The organism is Salipaludibacillus sp. CF4.18 (assembly GCF_051262595.1).
GTDB classification, from domain to species: Bacteria; Bacillota; Bacilli; order Bacillales; family Salisediminibacteriaceae; genus Salipaludibacillus; species Salipaludibacillus neizhouensis.
On sequence record NZ_JBIMEV010000006.1, the window covers coordinates 76,745 to 103,621 of the forward strand.

The following is a 26,877-nucleotide window of genomic DNA, read 5'->3' on the forward strand; positions in this document are numbered from 1 at the left end:
CAAAAATTATGGTCTTTTTCTAAGTGAATCTCTTTGCTTTGACATAATTTGTTCCGCTTCTTGCACCTCACCCCGAATTTTGGACATCTCCTCATCCAATTGGAAGGCAGCCTCAGCAGCCCTTTGAAGTCGATCTTCTATTTCCTGTGGAATTTTCCCGGAATATTTATATTGTAATGAATGTTCAATTGTCGCCCAAAAATTCATTGCTAACGTCCGGATTTGTAGTTCGACTAAGATTCTTTTCTCCCCTTCAATTGTCTGAACAGGGTAGCGAAGAATCATATGAAAAGAACGATAGCCACTACGTTTCTCGTGTTTAATGTAGTCTCTTTCTTCTTCAATTTCAAAATCTGTCCGTGATGTGATCAGTTTAACGACAGTATCAATGTCACCAACAAACTGACACATAATTCGAACCCCAGCCAAATCTTGCATCTCTTCTTCCAATTCATTCAAAGAAATATGTTTACGTTTTGCTTTTTCTAAAATACTTGAAATCGGTTTTACTCTTCCAGTGACAAATTCAATTGGTGTATGCTTTGTAGATAATTGATATTCGTCACGTATTCCTTTAAGTTTAATTTTAAGTTCCTCTACTGCTTGTTTATAAGGAGTGAGCATGACATCCCAATCCATCATAGTAAGTCACCACCAATATTTCATTTATGTAAATTTATACTGTTTGCATCTTTCTAGTTCTCATTTTATCATATTAAATATGGTATCATAAGGAAAGCATAACCGCTTTAGTACATGTATACAATCCTACTACTTTTATTAGTTTGCAATATGTCAAAAAGCAGTCTCTTGTCCTTTACCAATATACCTCTACCATGTTGAAATGGTGATTGTTAATTCAATGGAGGTATGGAATAATAATAAGGATCTATAAATTCTTAATATGAAGGTGAGTTAATTTGAGCCAAGAAATTGAAATCGAATTTAAAAACCTTATTTCAGAACTTACTTATTCAAAGTTACTTAGATACTATTCACCTAATAGTTCCCCTATTTTTGAACAAGTCAACCACTATTTTGACACTAAAAATATGGGCTTACAAGCTAAACAATCTGCACTTAGAGTCCGATATAAGGGAAAGAAGTTTATCCTAACACTTAAACAGCCACATAAAATTGGTTTACTTGAAACACACCAATTATTAAATGAAGACGAATTTAAAATACTTAAACAAAAAGGGACAATTCCTAGTGGTGAAGTTTCTCATCAACTTGAGTCTTTATTAGAACTTCCTTTTGTTAAACTTAACCTTCAATACTTAGGAAAACTTACCACAGAAAGAACAGAATGCAACCTTCCTGAAGGCTTATTAGTCTTAGATAAAAGTTTTTATTTCAATTGCACAGATTTTGAAATGGAATTTGAGTGCACAGAAGAAACCGCAGGTCGTAAAGCTTTCGAAGATCTATTGAAATCTTGGAGTTTGACTTGGACAGAACCTCCAAATAAAATCGAACGTTTTTATAAAGAAAAATTAAAAAGAAACTAACCAGAGGAGCAAAACATGGATACAAACTTCATGAATAATTATTATCAATGGCAAGTCTTTCAATCCTGGGGCAAAACTCAATTAGATAAACTAAATAATACTGGTTCTTCCAGTTCTTCTACTGAAGGAGTATTCAATCAAATTTTACAGCAACAACTTTCTACTTTCGAAATGAAGGAAAGTAATCATATACAAAATGAACTCCTGCAGCATAAGCCAATATCATCTATGGGAATTGCTGCATCCGATATGGTTAGCCAATCTTCCCAAGATAAAGAGATCCTCCCTTTAATAAAAAAGGCCGCTGATAAACATGGTGTTGATGAGCAACTCATCTATTCAATTATCAAGCACGAATCTGGTTTTAAACCCCAAGCAACTAGTCATGCCGGTGCTCAGGGACTTATGCAGCTTATGCCTCAAACTGCCAAAGGATTAGGTGTCAAAAACAGCTATGATCCAGAGCAAAATATTGACGGAGGCACACGATATATTAAAGCGATGTTAGATAAATATAACGGTAATGTATCTCTTGCATTAGCCGCCTATAATGCTGGTCCTGGAAATGTGGACAAGCACGGAGGAATTCCTCCTTTTAAAGAGACCCAAGCTTATGTTCCCAGGGTTATGGGGAGCTATGAACAATTAACAAATAAATCCTATGTTTAAGTGTAAAAGTTCGATCCTTATGGATTGAACTTTTTTTTGTACACATAATATTTATATATCAAATAAATTGTTATGTACACTGCTCTTCCATTAATAAAGCAATAAATTACCATATTTTCATGTTATAGTTCATATTTGTTGCCACAGTATAGATGCCTTGCTACAATAATTATAGTATCTGAAATAAAAGGGGAACAACATGACTGGATATAATAAAACAACTCCTTACGAATTATTAGGAGAAGATCGATTAATTTCTTTAGTAGACAGGTTTTATAAGTTAGTATCAGAACATCCTGATTTAACCCCTATATTTCCTGATGACTTTACCGAAACTGCACGTAAACAAAAGCAATTTTTAACCCAGTTTTTTGGAGGTCCATCTTTGTATACTGAGGAACATGGTCATCCAATGCTGCGTGCAAGACATATGCCATTTGAAATCACACCTGCCAGAGCAGATTCATGGCTCTCATGTATGGCTCAGGCACTAGTTGATACAAATATCGAGGAACCTTTGCGAAACGCTATGTTTGAGAGGCTATCCTACACAGCAAAACATATGATTAATAGCGAAAATCCTGACAATCACACCACAGATACCGCTCAAAGGAGGAATAAAACATGACTTCAGACCAAGGGACATTTTATTGTTATGATGATTTGGGTATTTGTTGTCCTACCGACCCAGAATCCTTTTACACCACTAATAATAAAAAAAAACCTGTGGAAATATACGTGTTTATCGATCCTTTATGCCCAGAATGCTGGTCGTTAGAGCCTGTGATTAAGAAACTTCAGATGGAATACTCTAACTACTTCACGATTAAAACTCTACTGGGTAATGAAATGCGATCTTTCAACACTCCAGTTGGTTCTAAATACAATGCCCGCGTTCAAGAAATGGCAAAATCCTATCACGAAACCGCCTGTCGCACGGGAATGCCATGTGATGGGGATGTGTGGTATGAAAATCGTCTGACTACTCCTTATTCAGCAATTCTTGCAATTAAAGCAGCTGAATTACAGGGAATAGCCATTGGCTCTAAATTCTTGAGACGCGTCAGAGAGGCTTTATTTTTACACAAACAGAATATTGCCGAAGAAGAAGTGCTTATATCCTGTGCTAAGAATGTAAAAGGACTAGATGTTAATGAATTTGCCAATGACCTTCATTCTGAAGCAGCTAAAAAAGCATTAAATTCTGACGTAAGGACTACCAAAGAAATGGACGTAGAAACCTTACCCACAATGGTGTTCTTTAATGATGATATAGATGAACCAGGATTAAAGGTGCAAGGGTTATATAATTATCAGATCTATGTGGATATTATTGCAGATATGATCGGCAAAAAACCGGAAAAATGCCCTCCCTTATCCTTAAAGCAATTTATTTCATTTTATTCTCTCGTTGCGTCAAAAGAAATATCAGTTGTTTTCGATATGTCGATGGAAATAGTTCATAAAGAAATGAAAAAACTGCAACTACAACAACAAGTCGAAGAAATTCAAACAAAGCACGGCTCATTATGGAAATTTATCGGCTAACATATAGATGAATACTTGCCCGCGAGGAAACTCTCGGGCTTTTTTATGTTTCGTATCCATTATTAGGTTAATTCTTGTCCTAAACTTGCATATGTATTTTATTAAGAGTTTAAACTTTACTGCAGTTTTTCAAGGGAGGTTTTCAAATGAAATTGACTTGGGCAGGAATTGCATTTATTTTAGTTAGTTTCTATTTTACATTCATTGGGTTACTACAATTATTCCCTATTTGGATTTCTGCTCCTTGTTTATTTATATCTATTCTATTTACTATTCATCAATTCACTAATCGACATAGATTCCGTGGGTTTTAAAGGAGTCCATCTACTAATAAGTAAAGTTATTGCTATAATGAAGGTGAAGATAAAGAACAATATTAAAAACTGTTGAGATAGTAACATTACTACCTCAACAGATCTAAAATATTATTTTTCGAACAGCAATGACTCCAATTCATCCAATGTTTTTTCGAATACATTTAACGCTTGTTGAATTGGCTCTGCTGACGTCATATCTACACCAGCCCTCTTAAGAACTTCAATCGGATAGTCGGAGTTGCCTGCCTTCAAAAAGTCCGTAAACCTTTCAACTGCTGGCTCTCCTTCTTCTAGTATTTGGTTTGCCAGTGCTGTAGCAGCGCTATAGCCTGTGGCATATTGATAAACATAAAAGTTCATATAAAAGTGAGGAATTCTCGCCCATTCTAATCCAATTTGCTCATCAATGACAATATTTTCACCAAAGTATTTTTTATTTAACTGATAGTAAGCTTCGCTCAACGTATCTGGAGTTAATGGCTCACCATTCTGCGCTTTTTCATGAATAATTTGTTCGAACTCTGCAAACATTGTTTGTCTAAAAACCGTTCCCCTGAACCCTTCCAGGAAATTATTCAGTAAGTATAGTCGACGTTGCTTATCTTCTTCTTTGTTAAGTAGATAGTTATTCAGTAATGCTTCATTTGTAGTTGAAGCTACTTCAGCAACAAAAATAGAATAGTCAGCGTAGGGTAATGGTTGATGTTTTCTTGTATAATAACTGTGAACAGAGTGCCCGAACTCATGTGCCAACGTAAAAAGATTATTGACATTATCCTGCCAATTCATTAACACATACGGCTTTGTTCCAAATGTACCCGAAGAATAGGCACCACTTCTTTTTCCAAGGTTTTCTTCTACATCTACCCAACGGTTTTCAAGACCCTCTTTAACGATCGAATTATATTCTGCTCCAAGTCCTTCTAAACCTTTTACCATTAGCTCTTTCGCTTCTTTATAAGAAACGTCCATCTTCACATCTTTCACAATAGGTGTGTATAAATCATACATATGGAGTTCCTCCACTCCTAAAGCCTTTTTACGGATGTCCACATATCTGTGTAAAAGATGAAGGTTATTATTTACTGTAGAAACTAATTGATCATAGACTATTTCTGGGATATGATTTTCACTAAGTGCCGCTTGTCTTGCTGAAGCGTATTTTCTAATGTTCGCGTTGAATATATTCTTTTTAACGTTTCCACTAAGAGTACTTGCAAACGTATTCTTATAATTATCGTATGTTGCATAGACTGCTTTAAAAGCATCTTCTCGTACTTGTCTGTTATCACTTTGAAGAAAATTGAGAAGCCTGCCATGCGTTATTTCTGCATCATTTCCGTCTTCATCTTTAATCGTTGGAAATTTCATGTCTGCATTATTTAGCATCCCAAAAGTTGTAGAAGGTGCATCCGTTACTTCTCCAACTTGAGCTAACAATGATTCTTCTTTCTCTGTTAAAACATGTGGACGCTTATGATTTAATCGTTCTAAAAAATGCTCATACAATTCAAGCTCCGGAGTCTCTTTTAAGAACTTATCTAATGTTTCTTGTGGAATGGATAAAAGTTCAGGTGTTAAAAAGGAAGCAGCTTGACTTACTTGAGAGAGCAATTGGCTGGCTCTGTCATTAAGTCCTTGATAAAAAGAGTTTCTTGTATCCTGGTCATACCGCATATGAGCATAGCTATATAACTTACCAAGTTTTTCGGAAACTTTATCCTGATACTTCAACGCATGGAATAATTGCATCCCTGAATCGCCAAGAGTTCCCTTATAGGAACTTACTTCCGGCAACATTGCCTTTATCTCTTGAAATTGATTTTCCCACTCCGCATCCGTGGCAAAGATATCCTCTAAATCCCACGTGTTTTCCTTTAAAACCTCTTCTCTCTTAGGTAAACCTGTCGTTTTTGTCATGTTTTTCAACATACCTCCATATATTAATATAATTTGGGCTGATATTTATATGAAAACAGCCATAATTTCACTTTGTTACGAGTATTTTACACTTTTCCTTAGTTTAACATATAAGATGATAATGTCAGTGATCCAGGTACTTACGCTATTCTTAACATACATACCTATTCTTGAAAAGAATGGAATATCCTATCAATGCATAAAAATTTTATCACATCGGAAAAAATTTTTTAACTTTTCTAATATATAACGGTCGTCGTTTATCAGCGTGTCCATCGTTTTTTGAATAGATACATGGTGATTAACATTATAGATTCCTGGATAAATCTTCGTCAATACTCCAATAAAACATAAAAATTGAAAATATTCGTCAATGAGTATTCGAGTATAATTTTTAGAATTTTCAACAGTGGGCCGGAAATAAAAAAGTAGGGAGGCTTTTTCTTGATAAAAATCACGGCAGATTTCAGATAAGGAAACCTTAGTATTTAAAGGAGTCGTATTTATCCACTTTAAAACTATCCATGTCTGCCATAGATGCGGTGGTGTCTCAAGTAAAAATTGAGTTTTTAATGGAATGTTACAAACAGAGGGAAAATAATTAAGGTTTAAGTGGTGTTTTTGAAAATAAGGAATAAGCTTTTTTTCAATCGGAGTCATTGACAGAAATATTTTTGATCTATTTTTATTCGTTTGCTTTGACCACTCTCTGTAAAAAATCGTGGCATATGATCGTAATTGTTTGTTAGTAAGTGTTAATTCACTATCAGAGTTTATTAAGGTTTCAAAAGGTTTACTAAATTCATGGAAGATACGTGTAACGGTAAAAGTTTTCCTAGGTTGCAGATAGATGAAATGGCTTAAAGAGATAAACTTTTGTTCTGAAAGGTTATAGTACATAATGTGGGGAATACGTGAGAAACGAATGAGGAGTGTCTGAAGTTGTTTCATCGGTTGTATTGAATATAAATTTGTTACGGGTTTTGATTGGACGCCAATCCAAATTGGATAATATCCGGCATCTATATATTGATAATGCCTATCTAAAAAGACTTGAATGTCCAACATTGATCTTTGGATCTCTATCACAACAAAATGATCATTAATTTCAACACATAAATCAGGTTTTCTTCTTAATTCCGGCAGATACATTTCCTCTTTTGGCTTATATTGATGGTCCTCCAACCATCTGAAAATTGCTTTTTTGGTATTTAAATGCTCCAAAGATTCATTTGTTCGATGAAAGTTACATATAGAGGTAGGTGAATGTGCAAAATGCCACGCCTGACGATCTCCTAGTTTTAAAACAACCTTCTCTAAACAAGATGGACACGAAAAATCATGCTTTTCTTTCATTATACATAGTTCTTTCTTTCTCCAGCTCTTAGCATGTAAATAAATTGTTTGACCATCATCTCGGTCGGCTGTATACAAGTTATTTTATCACTCCTTTTTTAAGATTATATAAGAAACAGAACATATGTTCAAGTATATGTATATATCTTTCCTACTAAATACTTTCTAACTAAATTACATAAAACTTCTCTTGTTATCATCGAAGGTTGTTTGGAAGAATTACCGCTCGCTTTCCGTGGATAATCCGGGAGTAGTGTTCGAGTTGTATCGGCGAATGCTGCTTCAGAGAACTGCTAAGAGAGGAAGAGACACATTCTTTTCCCGAGGGGCGTGCTAAAGAGTCGTTGCCTGCGGAAAGAAGCGCCTAGAGCCCTCTGTACCGAAGCATCTAACAATCTTAAAAAATCCAAACAAAAAGAGCACTGATAAGTATAAAGTGACTTTTCAGTGCTCTTAAAAATAATTGGTTAATATTACAAACTAAATTGTTCTCTTAATACATCCAACGCCTCTATCTTAATAATTGACTTACCATATTCCTGAATTCGGTGAATAGATACGTCTGATTCATAACCATATTCCAACATCCGGCTGAGCATATTATCCTGAGCTTCATCCGAGTAAGTCTCGTCTAAAGTTACAAAGACAAAGTACGAATTTTCGAAGTGATATAAACTAGTTTCAATATGTTCCGTAAATCGATGACTAAGAGAAATCACATCCTCAAATTCGCGGAAACCAATAACAACACTTAGAGATTGATCTTTGTTTAAATTGTTCACTTTTTCAGAAGTAAATTGTTGATCTAACATGTCAACGATATTATTATCCACAGATGCATCCCCCTTATCGTCTCCGACAGGTATATCTAGTCTGACGTTCCCATCGTTTACTTGTCCTCTAGTTACAATTACCTCAAGTCCTTTTTCAAGAGCATGTACTTGAACCCATAAAGGACCATTCAATTCAAAGCTATCTTCATCATTTACTTCATTCATCATCTCAAAAAAGAGTTCTTCACCACGTTCACGATTGTACCAAATTTCCTCTTTTTCAAATCCTCGTCTTTCAATGTCAATATAGGTAATGTAAAACTTAATTGTAGTTTCATTAATTCTTTCAATTTCCATGTGCTCTCACCCTTTCGAGAGATTATATCTTACATTTACTTAATTATCATAATTATACATCACATTGTCTCTTATCATACTTATTCCCTTAATAAATAAAAATGAATCAAATGAACTTATTCTTATTCTAGAGCAAATAATTCAAAATTGAAATAAATATGCTCGAATTTCTCAAAATTTATAATTAAAGTATTCTCCCTAAACTGTTCTTAATCTATAAGGGCTTGTATATATTGTAAAAGACTCTTCGTTCAATTACCAGTAAAATTATTTTTCAATTCATGGAAACGCAAGGGGGTTTAAAGTTTTGGACTCAGAATTTATGATATCTTTATTAACTATTATAGGGATTGACATTGTACTAGGTGGCGATAATGCTATCGTGGTTGCCCTAGCTTGTCGAAACCTTCCAGTCCATTTGAGAAATAAGGCAATTATTTCAGGCATTCTCCTAGCAGTTGTAGCACGAGGAAGCCTTACCATTATAGCCGTCCATCTTCTCACAGTTCCGTTTCTTATGGGAATAGGTGGATTATTTCTCCTCTGGATAGCACTAAGGCTAATCCATATTGAAGAAGATCCATTAGACCTACCTTCACATACAAAACTTAGAGATGCCATTAAAACAATTGTCATTGCAGATATCGTAATGGGCTTCGATAACGTACTTGCTGTTGCCGGTGCCGCAGGAGGAAACACAATGCTCGTATTTTTAGGTCTAATGATTTCCATTCCGATAATTATATGGGGAAGTAAAATTATTTTATTCATCATGACGAAATTCCCAATCGTTATTTACCTAGGTGCTGCAGTATTAGTTTTTACTGCTGGAAAAATGCTTTTGCATGAAGACCTCGTTATTTCATTTTTATCATCCATATCGTTCCCTATAGCTTGGTTTGTACCTTCACTAATAGTTAGTTGTTTAATCATAGCAGCGTTAAACAACAAAATTCAAGGAATTGCATTATTTTTTTCAAGAAATAAAACAAAGATATAAGAACATTTATTGTTTTGTCTCTGAGTTTTAGTGCACTTCACATAAATAACATTGCCAATTAAGTATAAACCTAATCGGAAAGTTGTATTCCCTTAGATGCCAAAGAATGCTTCGCTTCTATAAGGACAATAATTAAAGAAACCTTCCGTATTTAAACGGAAGGTTTAATATTACTCGTTAACAAGCTGCCTAGTTGCTTCTTGAAGTTGGAATGTACGAACCTTTCTTGGTAAGAAACGTCTGATTTCCGCTTCATTGTATCCAACTTGGATACGTTTTTCATCCAGAATAATAGGTCTTCTCAACAACCCTGGATGATCGCTTATTAATTGAAAGAGCTCTTGAAGCGGCATAGAATCCAATTCCACATCAAGCTCTTGAAAAACCTTAGAACGGGTAGAAATAATTTCGTCAGTACCGTCTTCCGTCATACGTATAACTTGCTTTACTTCTTCTACAGACAATGGATCAGAAAATAAATTCCGTTCCACAAAAGCAATATCATGTTCCTCTAACCAAGACTTAGCTTTACGACAAGACGTGCAACTTGGAGATGTAAACAATGTAACCATAAAGCAAACACTCCTTTCAAAATTGAGCAAATTGTATATATTATTATTTTCTCTAGCAATAGTTTAATTAAAATAATGATAATACTAAAACTAGTGTTAATTGGATATATTATTGTTAAAACTAGATATGAAAAAGCAAACATACGATTAATTAATTACATGTTTTCTGTTTTCCCGTTCGAATTTTAATTTAAACCTTTTTTTAGATAATCATTAAACTTTTTATCTTTGTGTACATTTAAAAGGATTATACACCTGCTGAGCAAATAAACTAACTGAGTTTTTGTTAATAATACATTAGCTAAACAAAACTAAGAATATTTAATTCAACTCTACGTTAAGTATATCACATTTTCAATTAAAAATAAATATTATCAATTAGAATATAAATATTCTACAGTGGAAAGCCAGCTCACATAATTGAAGACGAGCTGGCTTTCCCAATTTTTACTATGCGATCCATTTAAAATGTGAAACTGGACCCTTTTTAGGAGAATTTACTTCTTCCCACTTCCGCTTTAACAGGTCTTTCCATAATAACTTCTTTTTTCCTTTTCTTTTAGCTTTACTACCCATGTAAAACTCTCCTTCCCTAGTGTACTAAGACGACTTCAGGACTTAATGATGCTTACTTAAATACAAAAGCTAAATCTAAGAAGTTGGTTCTTTGTTTGACTTTTCTTCATAAGAAAGAACTTTCTCAATATGATCATTTGATTCACCATAGAGTTGTTCATGTTTATAGGTATGAATAGTTTCATACGTATGACACATTTTGTCGTAGATACTCTCCTCAGACTCATTTGAAGGTGACCAAAAAAGAATTTCCAATTCGTTTACTTTTCCAGTAGCAAGAGACCGTCTAGTATAACCTATGGACTTAGCATGTTTAAATCCTTCTCTTCTGTAAAACCGTTGTCTTTTTTCCGTATCCGTATCCTCATAATCTACTGGTTCTACCTCAAGGATAACCGGTTTATCATACGATTTTAGTTTATTTAATAACTTTTTACCAAGTCCTTGGCCACGTGCATCTTTAGAAACAAACAAATAATCAACGAAGATAAAGTCATCTGCATCAACGTACATTAATACATGCATTGGACCTTCATCTTTTTTGTATATTTCTTTTTTCTCTTTCAATAATAATTCCATATGATCTTGTGATTTCATTTCCTCAATAGGAAAATATTGATTAAGTTTCTCATACCAATTCATTAACTTTACCTCCATAATGTTTCATGGTACTCACCGTTTAGGGTATCCATTAATCTTTATTTAACCCAGATAAATTAAATTCTTTGCTTATTTTAATTATAATATGTTTTACCTAATATTGAAACCGGCTTTAAGAACGATAAGAGTACTTGTGGCTTCTCTGCATCTGATGTAACAACTTATGCATGAAAAAGGGTAGTCTTTCTGCCTCTAACACCAAGAAAGCTCTTTAATTGTCCTATATAAAGGATTTATATTTTTAAAAAACTGATCTCTTAAAAATTGTTGTTTTAATTAAATTATAGAAGTAGCTATTGATTTTCCGCTAGATTTTCCTCTTTTCGTTTCTCGAGTATTTCCATTTAAATCAACAAAGGTTAAAAAGGATAGTAAAAAGAAAAAATTCGCCCCGATTTCCTTTTATAAAGTAATCTCAGTAAGCGAACTTTTCCACTTTATTTTTTAGTTTTCATTTTCAGCGTCACTGCTGCTATTTTCGTTGCTTTCGACTTCTTCACTTTCTTCGGTTGTTTCTACGTTTTCTTGTATGTCACTTAAATCAAGATCGAGCATATAATCAACATTTTCAGAATAACGGTTGCCAGCATTCCAAAGTAAAAACTCATGAATACCATTATCATATAGTGCTTGAATTTGATCTTCTACTTCTTGCTTTCCATATTCCAAGTAATTTCCGGATCCTAGGTAAGAAGCAGTGAAATCTTGTAACCACGGTCTTGATACAGGTGGATTATCTAATGCTTCTAGCACTTCATTTTCTACTTGAGAGTACTCATCCACCAAATCATAAGGGTGTAAATCCGGCTTATCTATACCGAAATAAGGTGTCCAGTGACTCGGATAAATCATCGATGAAATAACATCAACGTTTTCAGAAATTCTCGAAAAGTTCTGGCCAATTCCCGGTGCTTCAGTAATCGTTGCTGAATAGCCGAATATATCAACCGAAACATCAACATCATAAGGTTCAAGTTTTTCTTTTGCATACGCTACAAAATCCGTAACAGCATCCACTCGATTACTGACTGAATTTTCGTCAGTGTAATCACCACGACCATATTCCAACTCTTGATCCCTTTTTTCAAATCCTTCAGGGAATCTCACATAATCAAACTGGATTTCTTGAAAGCCCATTTCCGCAGCTTTGATAGCTATGTCAACATTATATTCCCAAACCTCTTCCAAAAACGGGTTAACAAATGCTTCGCCTCGTCCATTCTTCCAAACTTCCCCATTCTGAAGGAAAGAAAGTTCTGGTTGGGATTCAGCAAGTAACGTATCTTTGAATACAACGATTCGTGCAATTGGATACACTTCATTTTCCTCTAATGTACTCATCATCTCTTCTGTATCTTTAATCATATTTTGAGAAATGTCATAGAAAGGTGAATCTTCTTCAGGTTTATATGTTAAATTTCCATTATCGTCCTTAATATCAATAACCATAGCATTTAAAGCAGTCTTATCCAGGAGCTCCAGCAGTTCATTAAAACGGGATCCTCCTGCAGAATGACCAGTTACAAAAACACCTCTAACTGCATCGGGATATTCAAACGTATATCCAGAGTCAAATCTGTAACGGGCGATTCTTTCGGGCCATTCTCTTTCCGCGAGTAAAGTTAGTTTCTCCTTATGATAACTTGCCACTCGTACGTTTTCTTCTTCACCTGCGCCGAATACAGGAGAAGGACTTGTCCATAACAGCGTGGCAATGCTGCATGCCGTGATAAAACTTAAATGTCTCTTACCCATAATGCCTAACCTACCTTTTCTAATATGTATTTCTAATCTCATTTAACCTCGTTCCCGACTAGTTTAATATAAAACTAGACTTGATTCGATTGTAAATGACATATAAATAAATGATTCCCTTAATAAAGTATACATGTTAATTCACCATTTACCAATGGATAATTTAGAGTATTATTTAAATAAATAAATAAGACTTTAGAAGGCTTTAGAATTATTATTTAGAAATAGAAGTAACGTTTTTAATAAACTTTAAATAAAAGAGAAAGACTTTAAACTCACCTTAGTTTAATTCAAGATAAATAACACCTAAAAAATGCTTAAGAAATGAATTAAGCAAGTAATAATTATAATAAATTCCGACCATCAAATTGTTATATTTTTCATCAAAACAGTATGCTGAATCCTTTGACAATTAAAGGTGATTTACGTATAGTATATAACAATATACTTTTTTATAGGTCGAGGGGCAAGCTAGAAAATCTTAAAGGAGGAGATGTTACATGAGTCGAGTATCCCTAATGAATATATATAACCATCATATTGCACAAAAATATGTCAAGCGAGCTGGTTTAGCACATGCTATATCAACCGCCTATCATGCTTTTCGCTTTGCAACAGAACGAGGGGTTAATCCAGATTTAGCTGTAAAAGCTGCTTTTCTGCATGACATCGGTCATTATACTTGGTATAAAAATGGCCAATGGGATTATGATTTATATAAGGAAAATGATATTCATGCCATTAAGGGTGCAGAAAGAGCACATAAGCTTCTGATTCGTCTCGGAGAAAATCCTGTGGCTGCTAAAGAAATTGCTTTAGCTATCTTACTTCACACTGATTCCTACCTGCCTCAACGTGACATAGCACGTAAACCATTACAGGAAGTTGTTGCGATTGCCGATGAACAAGATGAGGAACCTGGTGGTACCCATCACTATCGAGAGATCTCCGAAGATAAAGCAAAAAAAATGCTTGAAAAACTAGACGATAAAATCGTAAAGTATATGCAAATATCAAAAAATGATACACATCCAATCTTATAAAATAGTCTCACTGAAAATATTGCATCATTTGCGGAGGTATGATACATTTTTAGCATAACTTCACAACCTTCCGTTTATAAGAAGGGGAGTAGCGACCACTATTTATAATGGTTCATGAGTCGTCATTACGGTACAATATGTACTCGGTTCATGAAGCTTTGGATGTCCAAAGTACGCAAGACCTTTTTATGAAAAAATCTCTTTTCTCTAGAGGGCTTTTCATAAAAAGGTCTATTTTTATGAAAAAAAAGGAGCCGATTATCATGATGTACATAATATTTATTGTTGCAGCTGTTGCAACTGTTTTATCCGCTGTTAAATTATCCACTTATGCAGATATTATAGGTGAAAGGACCTCACTTGGCGGTATGATGGTAGGTACACTGTTGTTAGCAGGCGCTACTTCATTACCGGAATTAACGACAAGCATTACCGCTATAGCCGTTGATAATCCTGATATTGCCGTCAGTAATGTGTTAGGAAGTAACTTATTTAACTTATTCATTCTCGCAATTTTAGATCTTTACTACCGAAAAAAACAAGTCTTAACCTATGTGGATCGAGGTAACATTACCACTGCGTATATGAGCTTCGGTCTCTCCGCAATTATATTTATTTCAGTTATGCTTCCCTCTGGCTATCATTTTATGAACATTGGAATTGAAATGTACCTCATGGTTATCTTTTATATTGTAGGTCTAAAAATTATCGGCAAATCGAATACAAATTCTGCCGTACCTGAGACTGCAGCATCGTCAGAGGAAACGGAGGCATATCATACAGGAGCCATCTCTTTAAAAAAAGCAAAAGTTGGTTTTGTAATTGCAGCTGCCGTTATTTTTATTTCCGGTTCTTTGTTGACAATTGCCGGAGATGCAATTGCGGTATCAACTGGAATTAGTTCAAGCTTTGTAGGAACCTTCCTCATTGCAGGGGCGACGTCTCTCCCTGAAGTGGTTACAGTTCTTGTTGCGATTCAACTAGCAAACTATAATCTAGCTGTTGGAAATATATTAGGTAGCAATTTATTTAATATTATGATATTAGTGTTCGCAGATATACTTTACAGACAGGAACCCATTCTTACAATGGTTCATCCTGTCACCACGTTCACAGTTATCGCGTTACTAGGACTAAACATTATCATTATCGGTGGTATGCTTTTCGCTAGATCAAAAGCTGTATCATTAAAAAACTATTATCTCCCTTCCTCTGCATTAGTTGTCGCATATCTTATTTCAAGTTATATCATTTTTACACTCAGTTAAACTTCAGAACAAAAACATCTGACAGGGTCTACCTGTCAGATGTTTTTATTCTAGTCAATAATTGTTCAGATGACATAAATCCATCTGATCTCGTTTCTATTTCTCCATCTTTATTAATTAGGAAACTAGTTGGAATACCAATTACCCCGAATCTTTGTCTAGCTTCTCCCTTTTCATCCAAGGCTACTTGAACATCTCCTATATCTTTATAATTCAAGTATTGTTTTACCTGCTCTGTATTTTGTTCCTCTTGTGTTAAATTAATCGCAATAATATTAACATTTTCAACTTGCTGTTCCACCTTTAAAACTTCCTCCCATTGTCCTGCACATACGTGACACCAAGAAGCAAAGAAAAATATAAACGTTTTTTCACCTAATAACTCCTCAAATTCCAGTGTGCTACCCTCCAATGTCGGCAGTTGAAACCCAGACAGCATATTTTCGGCTTGCATCTTCTCAGATTCTTTTGAAGACATTGCTTTCTCCACAAGTATATAATCGTTGGATGATTGAAGATAAAATGCTCCTCCTATAAACAGCATTAGACATAAAGCCAACCATTGAATTCGTTGACGAAACATGAGAAATCCCTCCTTTCTCCTATATGTATGAAAGAAAAAAGGGACAAAGTACAAGCAAAGCTAATGAAAAGGTTAAATTTCAACTTTCATTAGCTTCTTAAAGTTTACGGTTCATCAATAGTTGTATAATTAAACTATTTTTTATTCTGTCTCGCAATCTTAATTCATTGTTACTTTTTTAGCGTTGACATAAATTTATCAATAATTAAAGCTATTGCACCATCGCCTGTAACGTTCGCAGCTGTACCAAAACTATCTTGGGCCATATAAAGAGCAATCATCAATCCAATAGCCGCCTCACTGAAACCTAGCATTGATATGAGAATTCCACTGGCAGTCATGATTGCACCACCTGGTACACCTGGAGCCGCGATCATCGTGACCCCCAGCATTGCTATAACAGGCAACATCTCAAGAAAACTAGGAATACTGTACCCATCCAATACAGACATTACTGCAACGGAACAACTTACAATGGTGATAACACTTCCTGAAAGATGTATCGTCGCACTTAATGGGATAGTAAAATCAGCAATATTTTCACTCACTTTATTTTCTTTAGCTTGTTTCAAAGTTACTGGAATCGTGGCTGCGCTACTCATCGTACCAAGTGCAGTAAAATACGCAGGCAACATCGTTTTCACTAAATATAGAGGGTTTTTTCCATTATAAATACCAGCAACGACATATTGCACAGTTAACCAAATCCAATGAGTGACGATGGCTACAATCAGTACGATCCCGAATACTTGCAACGTACTAAACACAGTCCCTTCCGAAGCAAGTTCTGTGAAAATACCCGCAATGTAAAAAGGAAGTAATGGAATGATGACTTTGACAATGATAAACTCCACTATTGACTTTCCTTCATCGAATGCTTTTATGAGTATCTCACTATTTAGTTTTGCCATCCCAATACCAAATACAAAGGCAAAAATTAATGCTGTCATTACTCCCATTAATGGCTCAATCTCAAAAGATATGAACCCGATAAGTCCATTTCCTTCGTTAGGTATTACTTGCTCAGACGAAATATACGGCATGACTGATATCGATATAAAAAATGCTATTATTCCAGCTAATACTGTAGAAGCGTAAGCTACACCAACCGTTAATCCAACTAACTTACCAGACTCATTTCCTAATTTAGATACGCCGGAGGCTATAAAAAATAAGATAATAAATGGAATCATAAAACCTATAAATTCTCCAAAAACTTCCTTAAATGTAATTGCCAGACGTGAAAGCCATTCTATTCCTATAAGCCCTATAATAATTCCAACAACAATACCTACAACCAATTTTATAATTAACTTCATAAAGTTCCCTTCCTCCAGTGGAGTGTCCTCTCTATGAGGACATCTGTTTTTTGATAATTAAATACTGCACTGTTTTAAAGAATTAATCAACTGAATTTTAAATAGACAAAATAGTAAAACTTCTATACAGTTTGCTTTTTCCAACAAGAGAGATTATAATAACGTTAATTCAAAAAGAAAAGCTATGATAAAGAAGAGTACTTTTCCTGAAGCATGATCAGAGAGTCTGCGGTTGGTGCGAGCAGAACATGTGGTGAAAAGGAATGGCCTTTTGAGCTGACAAGCTGAACATTCAGTAGGTTTGTCCGGTCCCTCTAACGTTATTTAGAGACCCCTTACATTTATTTATGATGCGAGGGTAACGAGAGATTTCCAGGAAATATGAAGGAAATAAACAGGGTGGTACCACGGTCCATTCGTCCCTATTCACAGGGATGAATGGGCTTTTTTGTTCTCTATGAGACACAATTCAATTTTGAAAAGACATGAAGGGATGATAAAAGATGAAAACAATTTTTTCAGGGATTCAACCAAGTGGGACATTAACGCTAGGAAATTATCTAGGAGCTATGAAAAATTTCGTGGAATTACAAGAGGATTATAACTGTTTTTTTTGTATCGTTGATCAACATGCGATAACAGTGCCTCAAGATCGATTGGAACTGCGAAAAAATATTCGAAGTCTGTCGGCCCTTTATTTAGCAGTGGGAATAAATCCTGAGAAATCAACCCTCTTTATTCAATCAGAGGTTCCAGCACACGCGCAATTGGGTTGGATGATGCAATGTGTAAGTTACATTGGGGAGTTAGAAAGAATGACGCAATTCAAGGATAAATCAGATGGTAAAGAAGCTGTATCCTCAGCTCTTCTCACTTATCCACCATTAATGGCTGCAGATATTCTTCTCTATAACACCGATGTCGTACCAGTTGGAGAAGACCAAAAACAACATTTAGAGCTGACACGAAACTTAGCAGAAAGGTTTAATAATAAATTTAACAACATTTTTACAATCCCTGAAGTGAAAATCGCTAAAGTTGGCGCTCGTATTATGTCACTTACGGATCCGACGAAAAAAATGAGTAAATCAAATCCAAATCCTAAAAGTTATATTTCTATGTTGGATGATGAGAAGCAAATAACTAAGAAAATTAAAAGTGCTGTCACAGACTCCGATAAGGAAGTTAAATACGATCAAGAAAAAAAGCCAGGTGTCTCAAATTTGTTAACAATCTATTCTATATGTTCCGGCAAAACGATAAAGGAAATTGAAGAAGAACACAAAAACAATGGATACGGCCCATTTAAAGAAGCAGTTGCAGAGTCAGTTGTTTCTGTTCTAAAACCGATCCAAACAAAATATGAAGAGTTGTTGAACTCCACAGAACTAGATGACCACTTGGATCGCGGAGCAGAAAGAGCAAATAAATCTGCATTTAAAATGCTTAAAAAAGCTGAAAAAGCAATGGGACTAGGAAGAAACCGGTAGTAATAAAAACGTCTTACAGAATAACGGTAACGTTGTCTGCGTTGAGCGGATTCGTCTGTTTAGAAGTAAAACAACTATCTTTAAAAGACCAAGCTAATTGTTTTAAAAAAGCACCATTAGCAGAGGCACTTATTCAAATTCATAAGTGCCTCCACATAGGTGCTACATTCCGTTTTGCTTATATACTTTTGTTTTTCATTTTTTTGGTTGTTTCTTCTTCATTCTGAAGTGCCCATAGCTTCTCAAAGAAAGGTTGTCCTTTTATAAGAGCGTGACAAAATTCTTCGTGCCGAGGCGACCAACCACTTTTTACATCATTGAATAGGGATGTCCACACATCGTCAAAACCCATAAGCTGTATATCAGCATATTTTGCGGGGATCCACTCCGTGTACCAATATCTTAATTCAGCAAGTTCAGCCTCTTCATAAAGCTGATCTAACGCCATGAATAATAATTGCTTTAATTGTTTTTCTCGTCTTACTAATCCGTTCATAAGCTGAGGTTCTGGCGATAGCAAATGATATTCTTTTTCACAGTCTAGATAATCCATATAATAGTCTTGAAAAGGTAAGTCTTCAACAAGCAATCTTAATTGCTCTTCTTGTCTTGGAACCATTCTGCTTTTTCTAATTGGTGTGTGATAGCCTATCGTATCTACAATAATTGCTCTTGATCCATCTGTTGCAATGAAACAATACTCCGTAGGTTTACGTTCACTTTTCTGGCGAAGGTAACTTTGTTTATACACATCAGATAACAACCCCTCTGGGAGCTCCTGTAACGTATTTTCGATATACTCTATTAGATTTGAATGTACCTTTACAACTACGATTTGGTCTATAAGCTCGATCCGATCATGCTTTTTCCATTCAAAAAATTCACTAACATTATAACTATTCTCTTCCCCTTCAAACCAATTTACCCAAACATCTCTCATATGGATCATGGACGTTCCTCCTAACTATTTCCTTGCAAACAGTATTCGCAGAAATCATCCATTATATTCCACACTTTATTATTTCTTCGTAAATTGATTCTTTTTTTTACGTCTTTTAATTAATATACCACTCAACCAAATCATTAAGATCCCAATAATAAAAAGGTATGTTTCTACTCTTTTAGCTACAAATAATAAATATTCTATTACACTGTATCCTACCGTTAACAAATTTAAATAAGCAACAAGAGTGATACCACCTGTCAAAGCTAGTACAAATCCAAAAAAAAGGAAAAAGATACGCAATGTACATCCCTCCCACCTTTTTTCATACGGTCAGTCATTACGATAGTCTATACTATGATTCGCCGAACAGTAATAAGACTTGCTTTTTCGTATTATTTCTTTTTACTAGCTTTACCAGACTCGCTCATAACAGTTAAAAACTCACTTGGAGAAATTAATAATCTAGAATAAGCACTTCCATGTTGATTATGCTTAAAATATTTATTAACAATGTAGTAACCTAACTGATATCCTAACCAGCGAGGGATCCCGTCACGCCCTCCAAATAACAATAATTGGTGATGAATACGACCCCGTATAGAGAGATGTTCAAGATAAACGTCATACCACCATTTCTCTAAAACATGATCAGCATAAAGCTTCGTCCACGGGGCCTGATAATTCTCCCCTAAGCGGGAATGAACTTCCCATTCTGCCAATCCCTCCATAATCATTGACTCAATTAAAGTGATTTTTTGTTCATCTTGACTTTGATGAAATATTCTTGCTACGTGATGATATTCATGAATTAACAAGGAATGTAGTTGATTGTTAGTCACAGATTCATGCCAAAATAGTAAAATAAATTTTGGGAAAGAGCACCCATTTTTACCACCTAAGTCATTCATTGTCGAATGTTCTTTATTTAACGGGAATAGAATAATATCCACATTTGGTCCTGAAAAATCTTTTTGAAGATCTTCAAGGATATTTTTTATTTGAGGATTATTTAATTTCCTTCGCCATTGGAGCCATTCGAGTTTTGTATCTTCCGTTAACGGATTCATCCCTTGATCCAAGAGAAAATTAAACCATTCTTCTGTACTTAAATTGGGATTATAGGGAATGATTTTTGCAAAAGCTTCTTTAAATGGAATGTTCTCTATATAGTATTTCATTCCACTTATCGACGAATCAATTAGTTTAATCATCTTTTCAACCTTCCTTTTCTCTAACTAGTTAAATGTAAACTGAATACCTGCTTACATACTATGTATCCTAGAAAAAAGTGTCTTTATTACGATAGTACCTTTACAAAACAAATTTTCTTTGAATACTTGTATATTATTTTGCACAAAAAAACCTGTCCACTTAGGACAGGTTATATTATATTAAATTACTATTGCTCAAATCGTTTGAATACTAATGCTACATTATGTCCACCAAATCCTAGTGAATTACTCATAACCATGGAAACGTCTTGCTTTCTGGCTTCATTTGGAACATAGTCGAGATCACATTCTTCATCTGGTGTCTCATAGTTTGTAGTCGCAGGAATAATCCCATCTTGAATTGCTTTTATAGAGAAAATTGCTTCTACTCCTCCAGCTGCCCCAAGTAAGTGTCCCGTCATTGACTTCGTTGAACTAATTGCAAGTTTTTTTGCATGCTCTCCAAATACAGTCTTGGCAGCCATTGTCTCAAACTTATCGTTTAGTCCTGTACTTGTCCCGTGTGCATTTAAATAAGTTATCTCAGAAGGATCTACTTCGGCATCTGCAAGAGCTTGATTCATTGCACGTGCGGCACCCTCTCCACCTGGAGCAGGAGCCGTAACATGATAAGCATCGCCTTTAGAACCATAACCTACTATTTCTGCATAGATGGTTGCCCCTCTTTTTTGGGCTGATTCTAATGATTCTAAGATGAGCATACCTGCGCCTTCTCCCATGACAAAGCCATCCCGATTTTTATCAAAAGGGCGACTTGCTGTTTTAGGATCCGGATTTGTTGATAAAGCTTTTGCGGAAGAGAAGCCTGCAAATGACATTTCTGTGATTGGGGCCTCTGCTCCCCCTGTGATCATGACATCAGCATCGCCACGCTGGATCACTTTAAATGCGTCACCAATTGAATTAGCTCCGGATGCACAGGCTGTTACGGAACAGGAATTAATTCCTTTTGCTCCTAATGTGATAGATACTTGACCTGAAGCCATATCAGGAATGAGCATAGGAACAAAGAAAGGTGAAACTCTTCGATGTCCTTTTTTCTCATAATTACGGAATTGCTTTTCGTATGTGTCCATACCACCTATCCCAGAACCAATCCAGACTCCAACGCGATCGGAATTAGAATCATCAATTGTTAAGTCCGCATCTTTAACAGCCATGATTGCACTTGCCACAGCAAATTGAGTAAATCGATCCATTTTTCGGGCATTTTTTCCTTCCATGAAGTTAAGTGGATCAAACTCTAATGCTTCCGCAGCAACACTGGCAGGAAACATTCCTTTTTCAAATTTAGAAGTAACTTTGATACCTGATTCTCCATTAACTATTTTCTCCCACGTACTTTTAACATCATTCCCAAGCGGGGTAACAGCTCCCATGCCTGTAATGACGACTCTTTGTTTATTCATAAAAAAACCCCTTTCAACATTAATGCTTTATCTGCCCCACTTTAATGCAACAGCACCCCATACGAGTCCTGCACCAAAACCTACCAATACAACAACATCGCCATCTTTAATCTTATTATTTTCAAGTTCATAACAAAGTGATAACGGTATTGATGCTGAAGAAGTATTTCCATAACGATCGACAGTCTTTGACATTTTTTCGATTGGAAGGTCTAATCTTTGTCTTGCAGCTTCCATTATTCTTATATTAGCCTGGTGAGGAATTAGAAAATCAACATCTTCTTTTGTGAGTCCAGCTTTATGAACCACATTCAGAGAAGATTCTCCCATCTGTCGAACTGCAAATTTGAATACCTCCCGACCATTCATCAAAAGGTGATTTTCCATACGAATATGGTCTCCACCGCTGCCGTCTGAACCGAGTTCAAAAGAAAGTATACCTTTATCATCAGCAACAGGTCCTAATAAAGCCGCTCCTGATCCATCACCAAATAATACTGCAGTGTTACGATCATCCCAATCTGTAATTTTAGATAGTTTTTCAGTACCTACAACCAAGACATGCTTGTATGTTCCTGTTTCAATAAATTGTTTAGCAGTAACAAGCCCATATATAAATCCTGCACAGGCCGCACTAACATCCATAGCTGCTGCTTTACTAGCACCCAGCTGTTTTTGCAACATAGATGATACAGATGGAAAACTTTGATCTGGAGTAACAGTTGCAACCAAAATCATATCTATTTCTTCCGGATTTATATCAGCATTTTCAATTGCTTCTTTTGCAGCTTCATAGCTCATATGCGATGTATCTACATCGTCAGCCGCAATCCTTCTTTCTTCAATACCAGTCCGTGTTCGAATCCACTCATCATTAGTATCCACTATTTTTTCTAAATCTTTATTTGTTACGACATGCTCCGGGACGTATTTCCCCATTCCCCATATACCTGCTCGCATCTCGTTTCCTCCTCAACAAAACATCTTTTATACTTATGATTATGACCTAGTACTAAGAAAAGTGCAAGAGTCATTGTTTATCCACTTAATGTCATCCTCTATGACCCCTTAAATGTATTCAGACAGTGTTTTATATCGTATATGAATTTAAATAAGAAAAGCGCAGCGTCTTTTATTTAAATTGCTTTCTAGACCCTGCAAGATTCGAGACTCTCTGTTCGACGAAACAACAATCTCTAAGAAAGCATGGTCCAAGTATTCCTAGCTGTGAACAGAACAAAAACCAAGCAAAGGAGCTTGGTTTCGATAACTACCCATTTGGCTTTGGTCTTCTTAAATATCTTGATCATCTTGCGAAATTTTTATAGTTTCCATAAGTTCATGGAACATTTCATCCACACGATTGATAAGTGCTTCTTCTTTCTTTGTCTTAGGTGTCTGCTCTTTCAATTCTTCATATGTTGTTAAAAAAGCATCGATGTCTTTCGTTCCAATTTGCGCAATCGAGACATAGCACAAAAGAGTTACATTTGGTTTATCTTCTTGATGAAATAAAGGAACTAAAGGTTCTAATAGTTCTTTTGCTTCTTGGTAATTCTTCTGGTGAATCATATCATACCCTTTTACGATTCGATCTGCTAATTTTTTAATTGCTTTTGATTGTTCTTCTGACATACATCATACTCCTTAAACTTGTATAAATAGATGATTGAATGATCTTATCTTTGACCATCAATCCACTTCAGTAGCATATTAATTTGACCTAAATGGTAACTCTCATGGTAATTCAAATGGTATAGGACCCATTCAGGGGAATAAGATTCTCCCATACCTTGATCTTTTTCAATCAAATTCGACTTCTTAAATTCGACATCTGAAATTTCCATGAAGTATTCTCTCGTTAGCATTCTAGCTTCACCGAGTCTGGCTAATACCCAGCTTTTCTCCATCCCCTCAGGAGCAATGATAACTTGTTTTTCCTGAAAATAAAAGCGTTCACGATCCAAGTCGGTAATTCCATCAGGACGCAAGACCATTTTATTCCACCACCACTCAATTTGAGCCAGATGTAATATATATGCTCCAACACTGGGGAAATCATGTACATGATGATGCAGATCGTATTCATCTATATCATCCAAAAGAGCGAGAAGGCGTTCTCTAGTAAGAATAAGGCCTCCTAGTAAATGTGTGGAGTCGCGGGAAGAAACTGGAGCTAATGTATGAACTTTCATTGAGATCCTCCTCCATTCGATTCATCTAATTCATGCGGTAAATGGCCTGTTTTAATATATGTGTCCACATGTTCATTTAACCACGATATTGTTTCTGAAGGAACTTCTTTCCCATATTCCCCCATACTAATTACACCATCAGAGAAACCAAAGTACTTATTCCCTGTTTCGAGTTCTCCTTTACTGAACTTTTCAGCAACATATTCATACATTTTTTCAACTTCCTGCACGGTACTAGTTAAGACCGTATATGCTCCGAGATCCAACTGGTCTCCGACATAGCCTATCGCGTAGAGCCCTTCTTTTTTAACTTCTTCAATGATAGCTGTGTGAAAACCATCTCCTGCTGGATAATAAATATCTGCACCCTCATTTTTCATCCCTTCAAATATTTCGAGAGCTGCCTCCTCTTCCACCCAGCTTTCTACGAAGTCAACTTTTACATCGACCTCAGGGGCCTGATAATTTACGCCATCTTCAAAGCCTTCTACTTCAGGTTGAAATGGAAAAGCTGCAATCACTCCAACTGTGTTTGTCTTTGTCATTTCTCCTGCAAGCATACCGGCAAAATACCCCATAGCGTAACCATTAAAATGAATACTAGTAATACTTTCACCTTCAACATCACCATTGAAACTTACGAAATGAATGCTTGGAAAATCTCCTTTAAGCTTCATAAATAAATCCGCATATAATTGACTATGGCCTATAACTAATGAAACGTCTTCTTCTTCAAATTCTTCCAACGATTTTCTAACGGCTCCTTCTGATCGAACCCCTTCTTTCATCAAGACTTCTACGTCAAACTCTGATTGGACCTTTAATATTCCTTGGTATCCTTTCATATTCCAACCTTGATCATCGATTGGATGCGAGAGTAATAGACCCACTTTTTCGAAAGGTTTGCCTTGGGCTTGCTGACACCCGGATAAAAAAAGAACTAGCGGTATAACAAATAGGATAATAATCCTTTTTCCCTTATTCATTCACGCACTCCCTGTCACACAGTTTATTACTAGGTTATAAGTTTTAATACTTCTAAAAGTAATGGTTTCGTTCCTAGTGTTATTTACATCCAGACTTAACCTATGCATTTCATTAGTCACAAGCATACCGTGATTTATTATCTTTTATAAAATTAATTCGACACAGATTCAAAATCTCCTCTAGTTCCGTTTATTACATTACTATGACAAAATATATTGCTAACTCTCTCTATTCATTTTAAAAAACAGCCATTCTGCTGCGCCGCCCAAAAGTAAAGAACAAATTACCATTACTTCTACTGGCCAGTCAGTAGTAAATCTGAACAATAATCCATATACTGATAATGCTACGATCGAAAAAATAATAACCCCTATTAATAATTTCAAGATGACACACCTACTCTCTCTATAAGGTTCGCAAAATAATGACTAAATTACAATAAAAAAATCACATTCATTCTTTAGTGGACGTGTTAATTTACTACTGAATGGTAGAAAAACATATACAGAGGACATTCAAAAATGTAAAAAAACTACCTTTTTGAACATCCCCATACAATATTATATTTGTTGTCATAAAGAATAAACGGCTTATCACATTCTTGTTATTGAATTCAGGTTAATATGCAAAAAGAAAAATCGTGGTTAATCCCACGATTTATCAGGCTTTACTTTATGGGACCAAACACGATTGTGATTTGAACTTTCTGGAAACTTATCTCCTGCCTCTAAATGGACTTGTTTTGGTTTTTGAACCATACTTCCCGTCTCACCAATTTCGATATAGACGCCGTTATTCGGAGCCTTCTCTCCATGCTTAAAACGTTTTTGTTGCCCCATCCTTGCTTCACCTCGATTTTAATAGCAGTATTCTTAGATTGTACTAAAAATCAAAGATTATGCTTGGAAAAAATGAAGGATCAAGGTGGATCATAGTAAATCCAGCATTAAGATGGTAAAAGTTTGATCCTGTTAAAAAATGAGAGATGACTAAGTATTAAGTCACCTCCCGATCTTATTATATCGAACACTTATTTATTGATTATTCTCCTTACTATCTTCATGGTCATATGTTATTTCACCTTTATCGTCGCTGTAGTTCACTTGAAAACTTTTCCCATCGAAATACCATTCATCTTTTTTCTCCACATAAAAGGTCACACCTTCTTTGTCAGTAGAAACAGCAGGTTCATCAGGAGACTTTTCGGCAATACCTAATGAAAAACCAGATTGAAACTGACCAAATCCACCGTATCGTACGAAAAATTGAACATTATCGCCTTTTTCTAAATTTAGTTCATCCTTAAACCAGGTGAATGCTTTATCTGTAATTGTCATATTCATTATATACCCCTCCAAATTTATGCTCATAAGTATAGGTTTCCCTTTTTA

30 protein-coding genes and 1 other annotated feature are annotated in these 26,877 nt (G+C 35.4%); of the genes, 9 read left to right on the plus strand and 21 right to left on the minus strand.

From position 1 onward, the window contains the following. Positions 1-6: 6 nt before the first annotated feature. Positions 7-642: a GTP pyrophosphokinase gene (locus ACHABW_RS06265; protein WP_110935115.1), complete on the minus strand. Its 636-nt coding sequence runs from the start codon at positions 640-642 to the stop codon at positions 7-9. 278 nt (positions 643-920) lie between these two features. Here ACHABW_RS06265 and ACHABW_RS06270 point away from each other — a divergent pair, with 278 nt between their 5' ends. The 5 genes from ACHABW_RS06270 to ACHABW_RS06290 all read left to right on the plus strand — a co-directional run bounded on the left by ACHABW_RS06270 (position 921) and on the right by ACHABW_RS06290 (position 4,042). Continuing rightward, positions 921-1,511 carry a CYTH domain-containing protein gene (locus ACHABW_RS06270; RefSeq protein WP_435754538.1) on the plus strand — a complete coding sequence of 197 codons (591 nt, stop codon included), beginning with the start codon at positions 921-923 and terminating at the stop codon, positions 1,509-1,511. Between the two features lie 15 nt (positions 1,512-1,526). Beyond that, positions 1,527-2,180 carry a lytic transglycosylase domain-containing protein gene (locus tag ACHABW_RS06275; RefSeq protein WP_435754539.1) on the plus strand — a complete coding sequence of 218 codons (654 nt, stop codon included), beginning with the start codon at positions 1,527-1,529 and terminating at the stop codon, positions 2,178-2,180. A 199-nt stretch (positions 2,181-2,379) separates the two neighbouring features. After that, the gene (locus ACHABW_RS06280) at positions 2,380-2,808 is read left to right on the plus strand and encodes a globin (RefSeq protein WP_110935112.1); all 429 of its coding nucleotides are present in this window, start codon (positions 2,380-2,382) and stop codon (positions 2,806-2,808) included. Beyond that, the gene (locus tag ACHABW_RS06285; RefSeq protein ID WP_435754540.1) at positions 2,805-3,728 is read left to right on the plus strand and encodes a ClpXP adapter SpxH family protein; all 924 of its coding nucleotides are present in this window, start codon (positions 2,805-2,807) and stop codon (positions 3,726-3,728) included. Before ACHABW_RS06280 ends, ACHABW_RS06285 begins: the two co-directional genes overlap by 4 nt. A 146-nt stretch (positions 3,729-3,874) precedes the next feature. Continuing rightward, positions 3,875-4,042: a hypothetical protein gene (locus tag ACHABW_RS06290; RefSeq protein ID WP_183041043.1), complete on the plus strand. Its 168-nt coding sequence runs from the start codon at positions 3,875-3,877 to the stop codon at positions 4,040-4,042. A gap of 111 nt (positions 4,043-4,153) precedes the next feature. Here ACHABW_RS06290 and pepF read toward each other — a convergent pair whose 3' ends face one another. The 3 genes from pepF to mecA form a co-directional block, all read right to left on the minus strand. After that, positions 4,154-5,977, minus strand: coding sequence for an oligoendopeptidase F (gene pepF / locus ACHABW_RS06295; protein WP_435754541.1), 1,824 nt, complete (start codon positions 5,975-5,977; stop codon positions 4,154-4,156). Between the two features lie 180 nt (positions 5,978-6,157). Beyond that, complete coding sequence (locus ACHABW_RS06300; RefSeq protein ID WP_435754543.1) at positions 6,158-7,399, minus strand: competence protein CoiA; 1,242 nt, start codon at positions 7,397-7,399, stop codon at positions 6,158-6,160. 395 nt (positions 7,400-7,794) lie between these two features. After that, entirely contained in the window at positions 7,795-8,451 is a 657-nt protein-coding gene (mecA, locus tag ACHABW_RS06305; RefSeq protein WP_435754544.1) for an adaptor protein MecA, read from the minus strand. Positions 8,452-8,758: 307 nt separating this feature from the next. Here mecA and ACHABW_RS06310 point away from each other — a divergent pair, with 307 nt between their 5' ends. Beyond that, a complete protein-coding gene (locus ACHABW_RS06310) occupies positions 8,759-9,451 on the plus strand; it encodes a TerC family protein (RefSeq protein WP_435754545.1) in 693 nt (230 codons plus the stop codon). 170 nt (positions 9,452-9,621) lie between these two features. On the opposite strand, the gene spxA is transcribed toward ACHABW_RS06310, so the two are convergent. The 4 genes from spxA to ACHABW_RS06330 form a co-directional block, all read right to left on the minus strand. Then, entirely contained in the window at positions 9,622-10,023 is a 402-nt protein-coding gene (spxA, locus tag ACHABW_RS06315; RefSeq protein ID WP_110935106.1) for a transcriptional regulator SpxA, read from the minus strand. 450 nt (positions 10,024-10,473) lie between these two features. Then, positions 10,474-10,599 (minus strand): hypothetical protein, encoded by a 126-nt coding sequence (locus ACHABW_RS06320; protein WP_259457911.1) that lies wholly within the window; start codon positions 10,597-10,599, stop codon positions 10,474-10,476. A gap of 75 nt (positions 10,600-10,674) precedes the next feature. Continuing rightward, entirely contained in the window at positions 10,675-11,241 is a 567-nt protein-coding gene (locus tag ACHABW_RS06325; protein ID WP_110935105.1) for a GNAT family N-acetyltransferase, read from the minus strand. Between the two features lie 462 nt (positions 11,242-11,703). Then, positions 11,704-13,056, minus strand: coding sequence for a putative glycoside hydrolase (locus tag ACHABW_RS06330; protein WP_435754546.1), 1,353 nt, complete (start codon positions 13,054-13,056; stop codon positions 11,704-11,706). 458 nt (positions 13,057-13,514) lie between these two features. On the opposite strand from ACHABW_RS06330, the gene ACHABW_RS06335 reads away from it, so the two are divergent. Next, positions 13,515-14,057, plus strand: coding sequence for an HD domain-containing protein (locus ACHABW_RS06335; RefSeq protein WP_435754547.1), 543 nt, complete (start codon positions 13,515-13,517; stop codon positions 14,055-14,057). A gap of 263 nt (positions 14,058-14,320) precedes the next feature. After that, positions 14,321-15,325: a sodium:calcium antiporter gene (locus ACHABW_RS06340; RefSeq protein WP_435754548.1), complete on the plus strand. Its 1,005-nt coding sequence runs from the start codon at positions 14,321-14,323 to the stop codon at positions 15,323-15,325. A 28-nt stretch (positions 15,326-15,353) separates the two neighbouring features. Here ACHABW_RS06340 and ACHABW_RS06345 read toward each other — a convergent pair whose 3' ends face one another. Further along, on the minus strand, positions 15,354-15,908 hold the full coding sequence (locus tag ACHABW_RS06345) for a TlpA family protein disulfide reductase (protein ID WP_435754549.1): 555 nt from the start codon (positions 15,906-15,908) through the stop codon (positions 15,354-15,356). A gap of 170 nt (positions 15,909-16,078) precedes the next feature. Further along, complete coding sequence (locus tag ACHABW_RS06350; protein ID WP_435754550.1) at positions 16,079-17,227, minus strand: dicarboxylate/amino acid:cation symporter; 1,149 nt, start codon at positions 17,225-17,227, stop codon at positions 16,079-16,081. Between the two features lie 175 nt (positions 17,228-17,402). Then, positions 17,403-17,654, plus strand: a binding site (T-box leader). Between the two features lie 76 nt (positions 17,655-17,730). Here ACHABW_RS06350 and trpS point away from each other — a divergent pair. Continuing rightward, complete coding sequence (gene trpS, locus ACHABW_RS06355) at positions 17,731-18,717, plus strand: tryptophan--tRNA ligase (RefSeq protein ID WP_435754551.1); 987 nt, start codon at positions 17,731-17,733, stop codon at positions 18,715-18,717. 178 nt (positions 18,718-18,895) lie between these two features. Here trpS and ACHABW_RS06360 read toward each other — a convergent pair whose 3' ends face one another. The 11 genes from ACHABW_RS06360 to ACHABW_RS06410 form a co-directional block, all read right to left on the minus strand. Next, the gene (locus ACHABW_RS06360; RefSeq protein ID WP_435754552.1) at positions 18,896-19,666 is read right to left on the minus strand and encodes a DUF3603 family protein; all 771 of its coding nucleotides are present in this window, start codon (positions 19,664-19,666) and stop codon (positions 18,896-18,898) included. Between the two features lie 69 nt (positions 19,667-19,735). Then, the gene (locus ACHABW_RS06365; protein ID WP_435754553.1) at positions 19,736-19,963 is read right to left on the minus strand and encodes a hypothetical protein; all 228 of its coding nucleotides are present in this window, start codon (positions 19,961-19,963) and stop codon (positions 19,736-19,738) included. A gap of 92 nt (positions 19,964-20,055) precedes the next feature. Next, on the minus strand, positions 20,056-20,874 hold the full coding sequence (locus tag ACHABW_RS06370; protein WP_435754554.1) for a DUF2268 domain-containing putative Zn-dependent protease: 819 nt from the start codon (positions 20,872-20,874) through the stop codon (positions 20,056-20,058). A 188-nt stretch (positions 20,875-21,062) separates the two neighbouring features. Continuing rightward, positions 21,063-22,304, minus strand: coding sequence for a beta-ketoacyl-ACP synthase II (fabF, locus tag ACHABW_RS06375; RefSeq protein ID WP_110935095.1), 1,242 nt, complete (start codon positions 22,302-22,304; stop codon positions 21,063-21,065). 27 nt (positions 22,305-22,331) lie between these two features. Further along, on the minus strand, positions 22,332-23,264 hold the full coding sequence (locus tag ACHABW_RS06380) for a beta-ketoacyl-ACP synthase III (protein ID WP_435754555.1): 933 nt from the start codon (positions 23,262-23,264) through the stop codon (positions 22,332-22,334). 333 nt (positions 23,265-23,597) lie between these two features. After that, positions 23,598-23,939: a hypothetical protein gene (locus tag ACHABW_RS06385; protein ID WP_110935093.1), complete on the minus strand. Its 342-nt coding sequence runs from the start codon at positions 23,937-23,939 to the stop codon at positions 23,598-23,600. 44 nt (positions 23,940-23,983) lie between these two features. After that, a complete protein-coding gene (locus tag ACHABW_RS06390; RefSeq protein ID WP_110935092.1) occupies positions 23,984-24,499 on the minus strand; it encodes a DinB family protein in 516 nt (171 codons plus the stop codon). Beyond that, entirely contained in the window at positions 24,496-25,485 is a 990-nt protein-coding gene (locus tag ACHABW_RS06395; protein ID WP_435754556.1) for a BMP family ABC transporter substrate-binding protein, read from the minus strand. Before ACHABW_RS06395 ends, ACHABW_RS06390 begins: the two co-directional genes overlap by 4 nt. 219 nt (positions 25,486-25,704) lie before the next feature. After that, the gene (locus tag ACHABW_RS06400; RefSeq protein ID WP_183041044.1) at positions 25,705-25,872 is read right to left on the minus strand and encodes a hypothetical protein; all 168 of its coding nucleotides are present in this window, start codon (positions 25,870-25,872) and stop codon (positions 25,705-25,707) included. A 258-nt stretch (positions 25,873-26,130) separates the two neighbouring features. Continuing rightward, a complete protein-coding gene (locus ACHABW_RS06405; protein ID WP_435754557.1) occupies positions 26,131-26,325 on the minus strand; it encodes a YjzC family protein in 195 nt (64 codons plus the stop codon). Between the two features lie 195 nt (positions 26,326-26,520). After that, a complete protein-coding gene (locus tag ACHABW_RS06410) occupies positions 26,521-26,829 on the minus strand; it encodes a HesB/YadR/YfhF family protein (protein ID WP_110935089.1) in 309 nt (102 codons plus the stop codon). Positions 26,830-26,877: the final 48 nt, after the last annotated feature.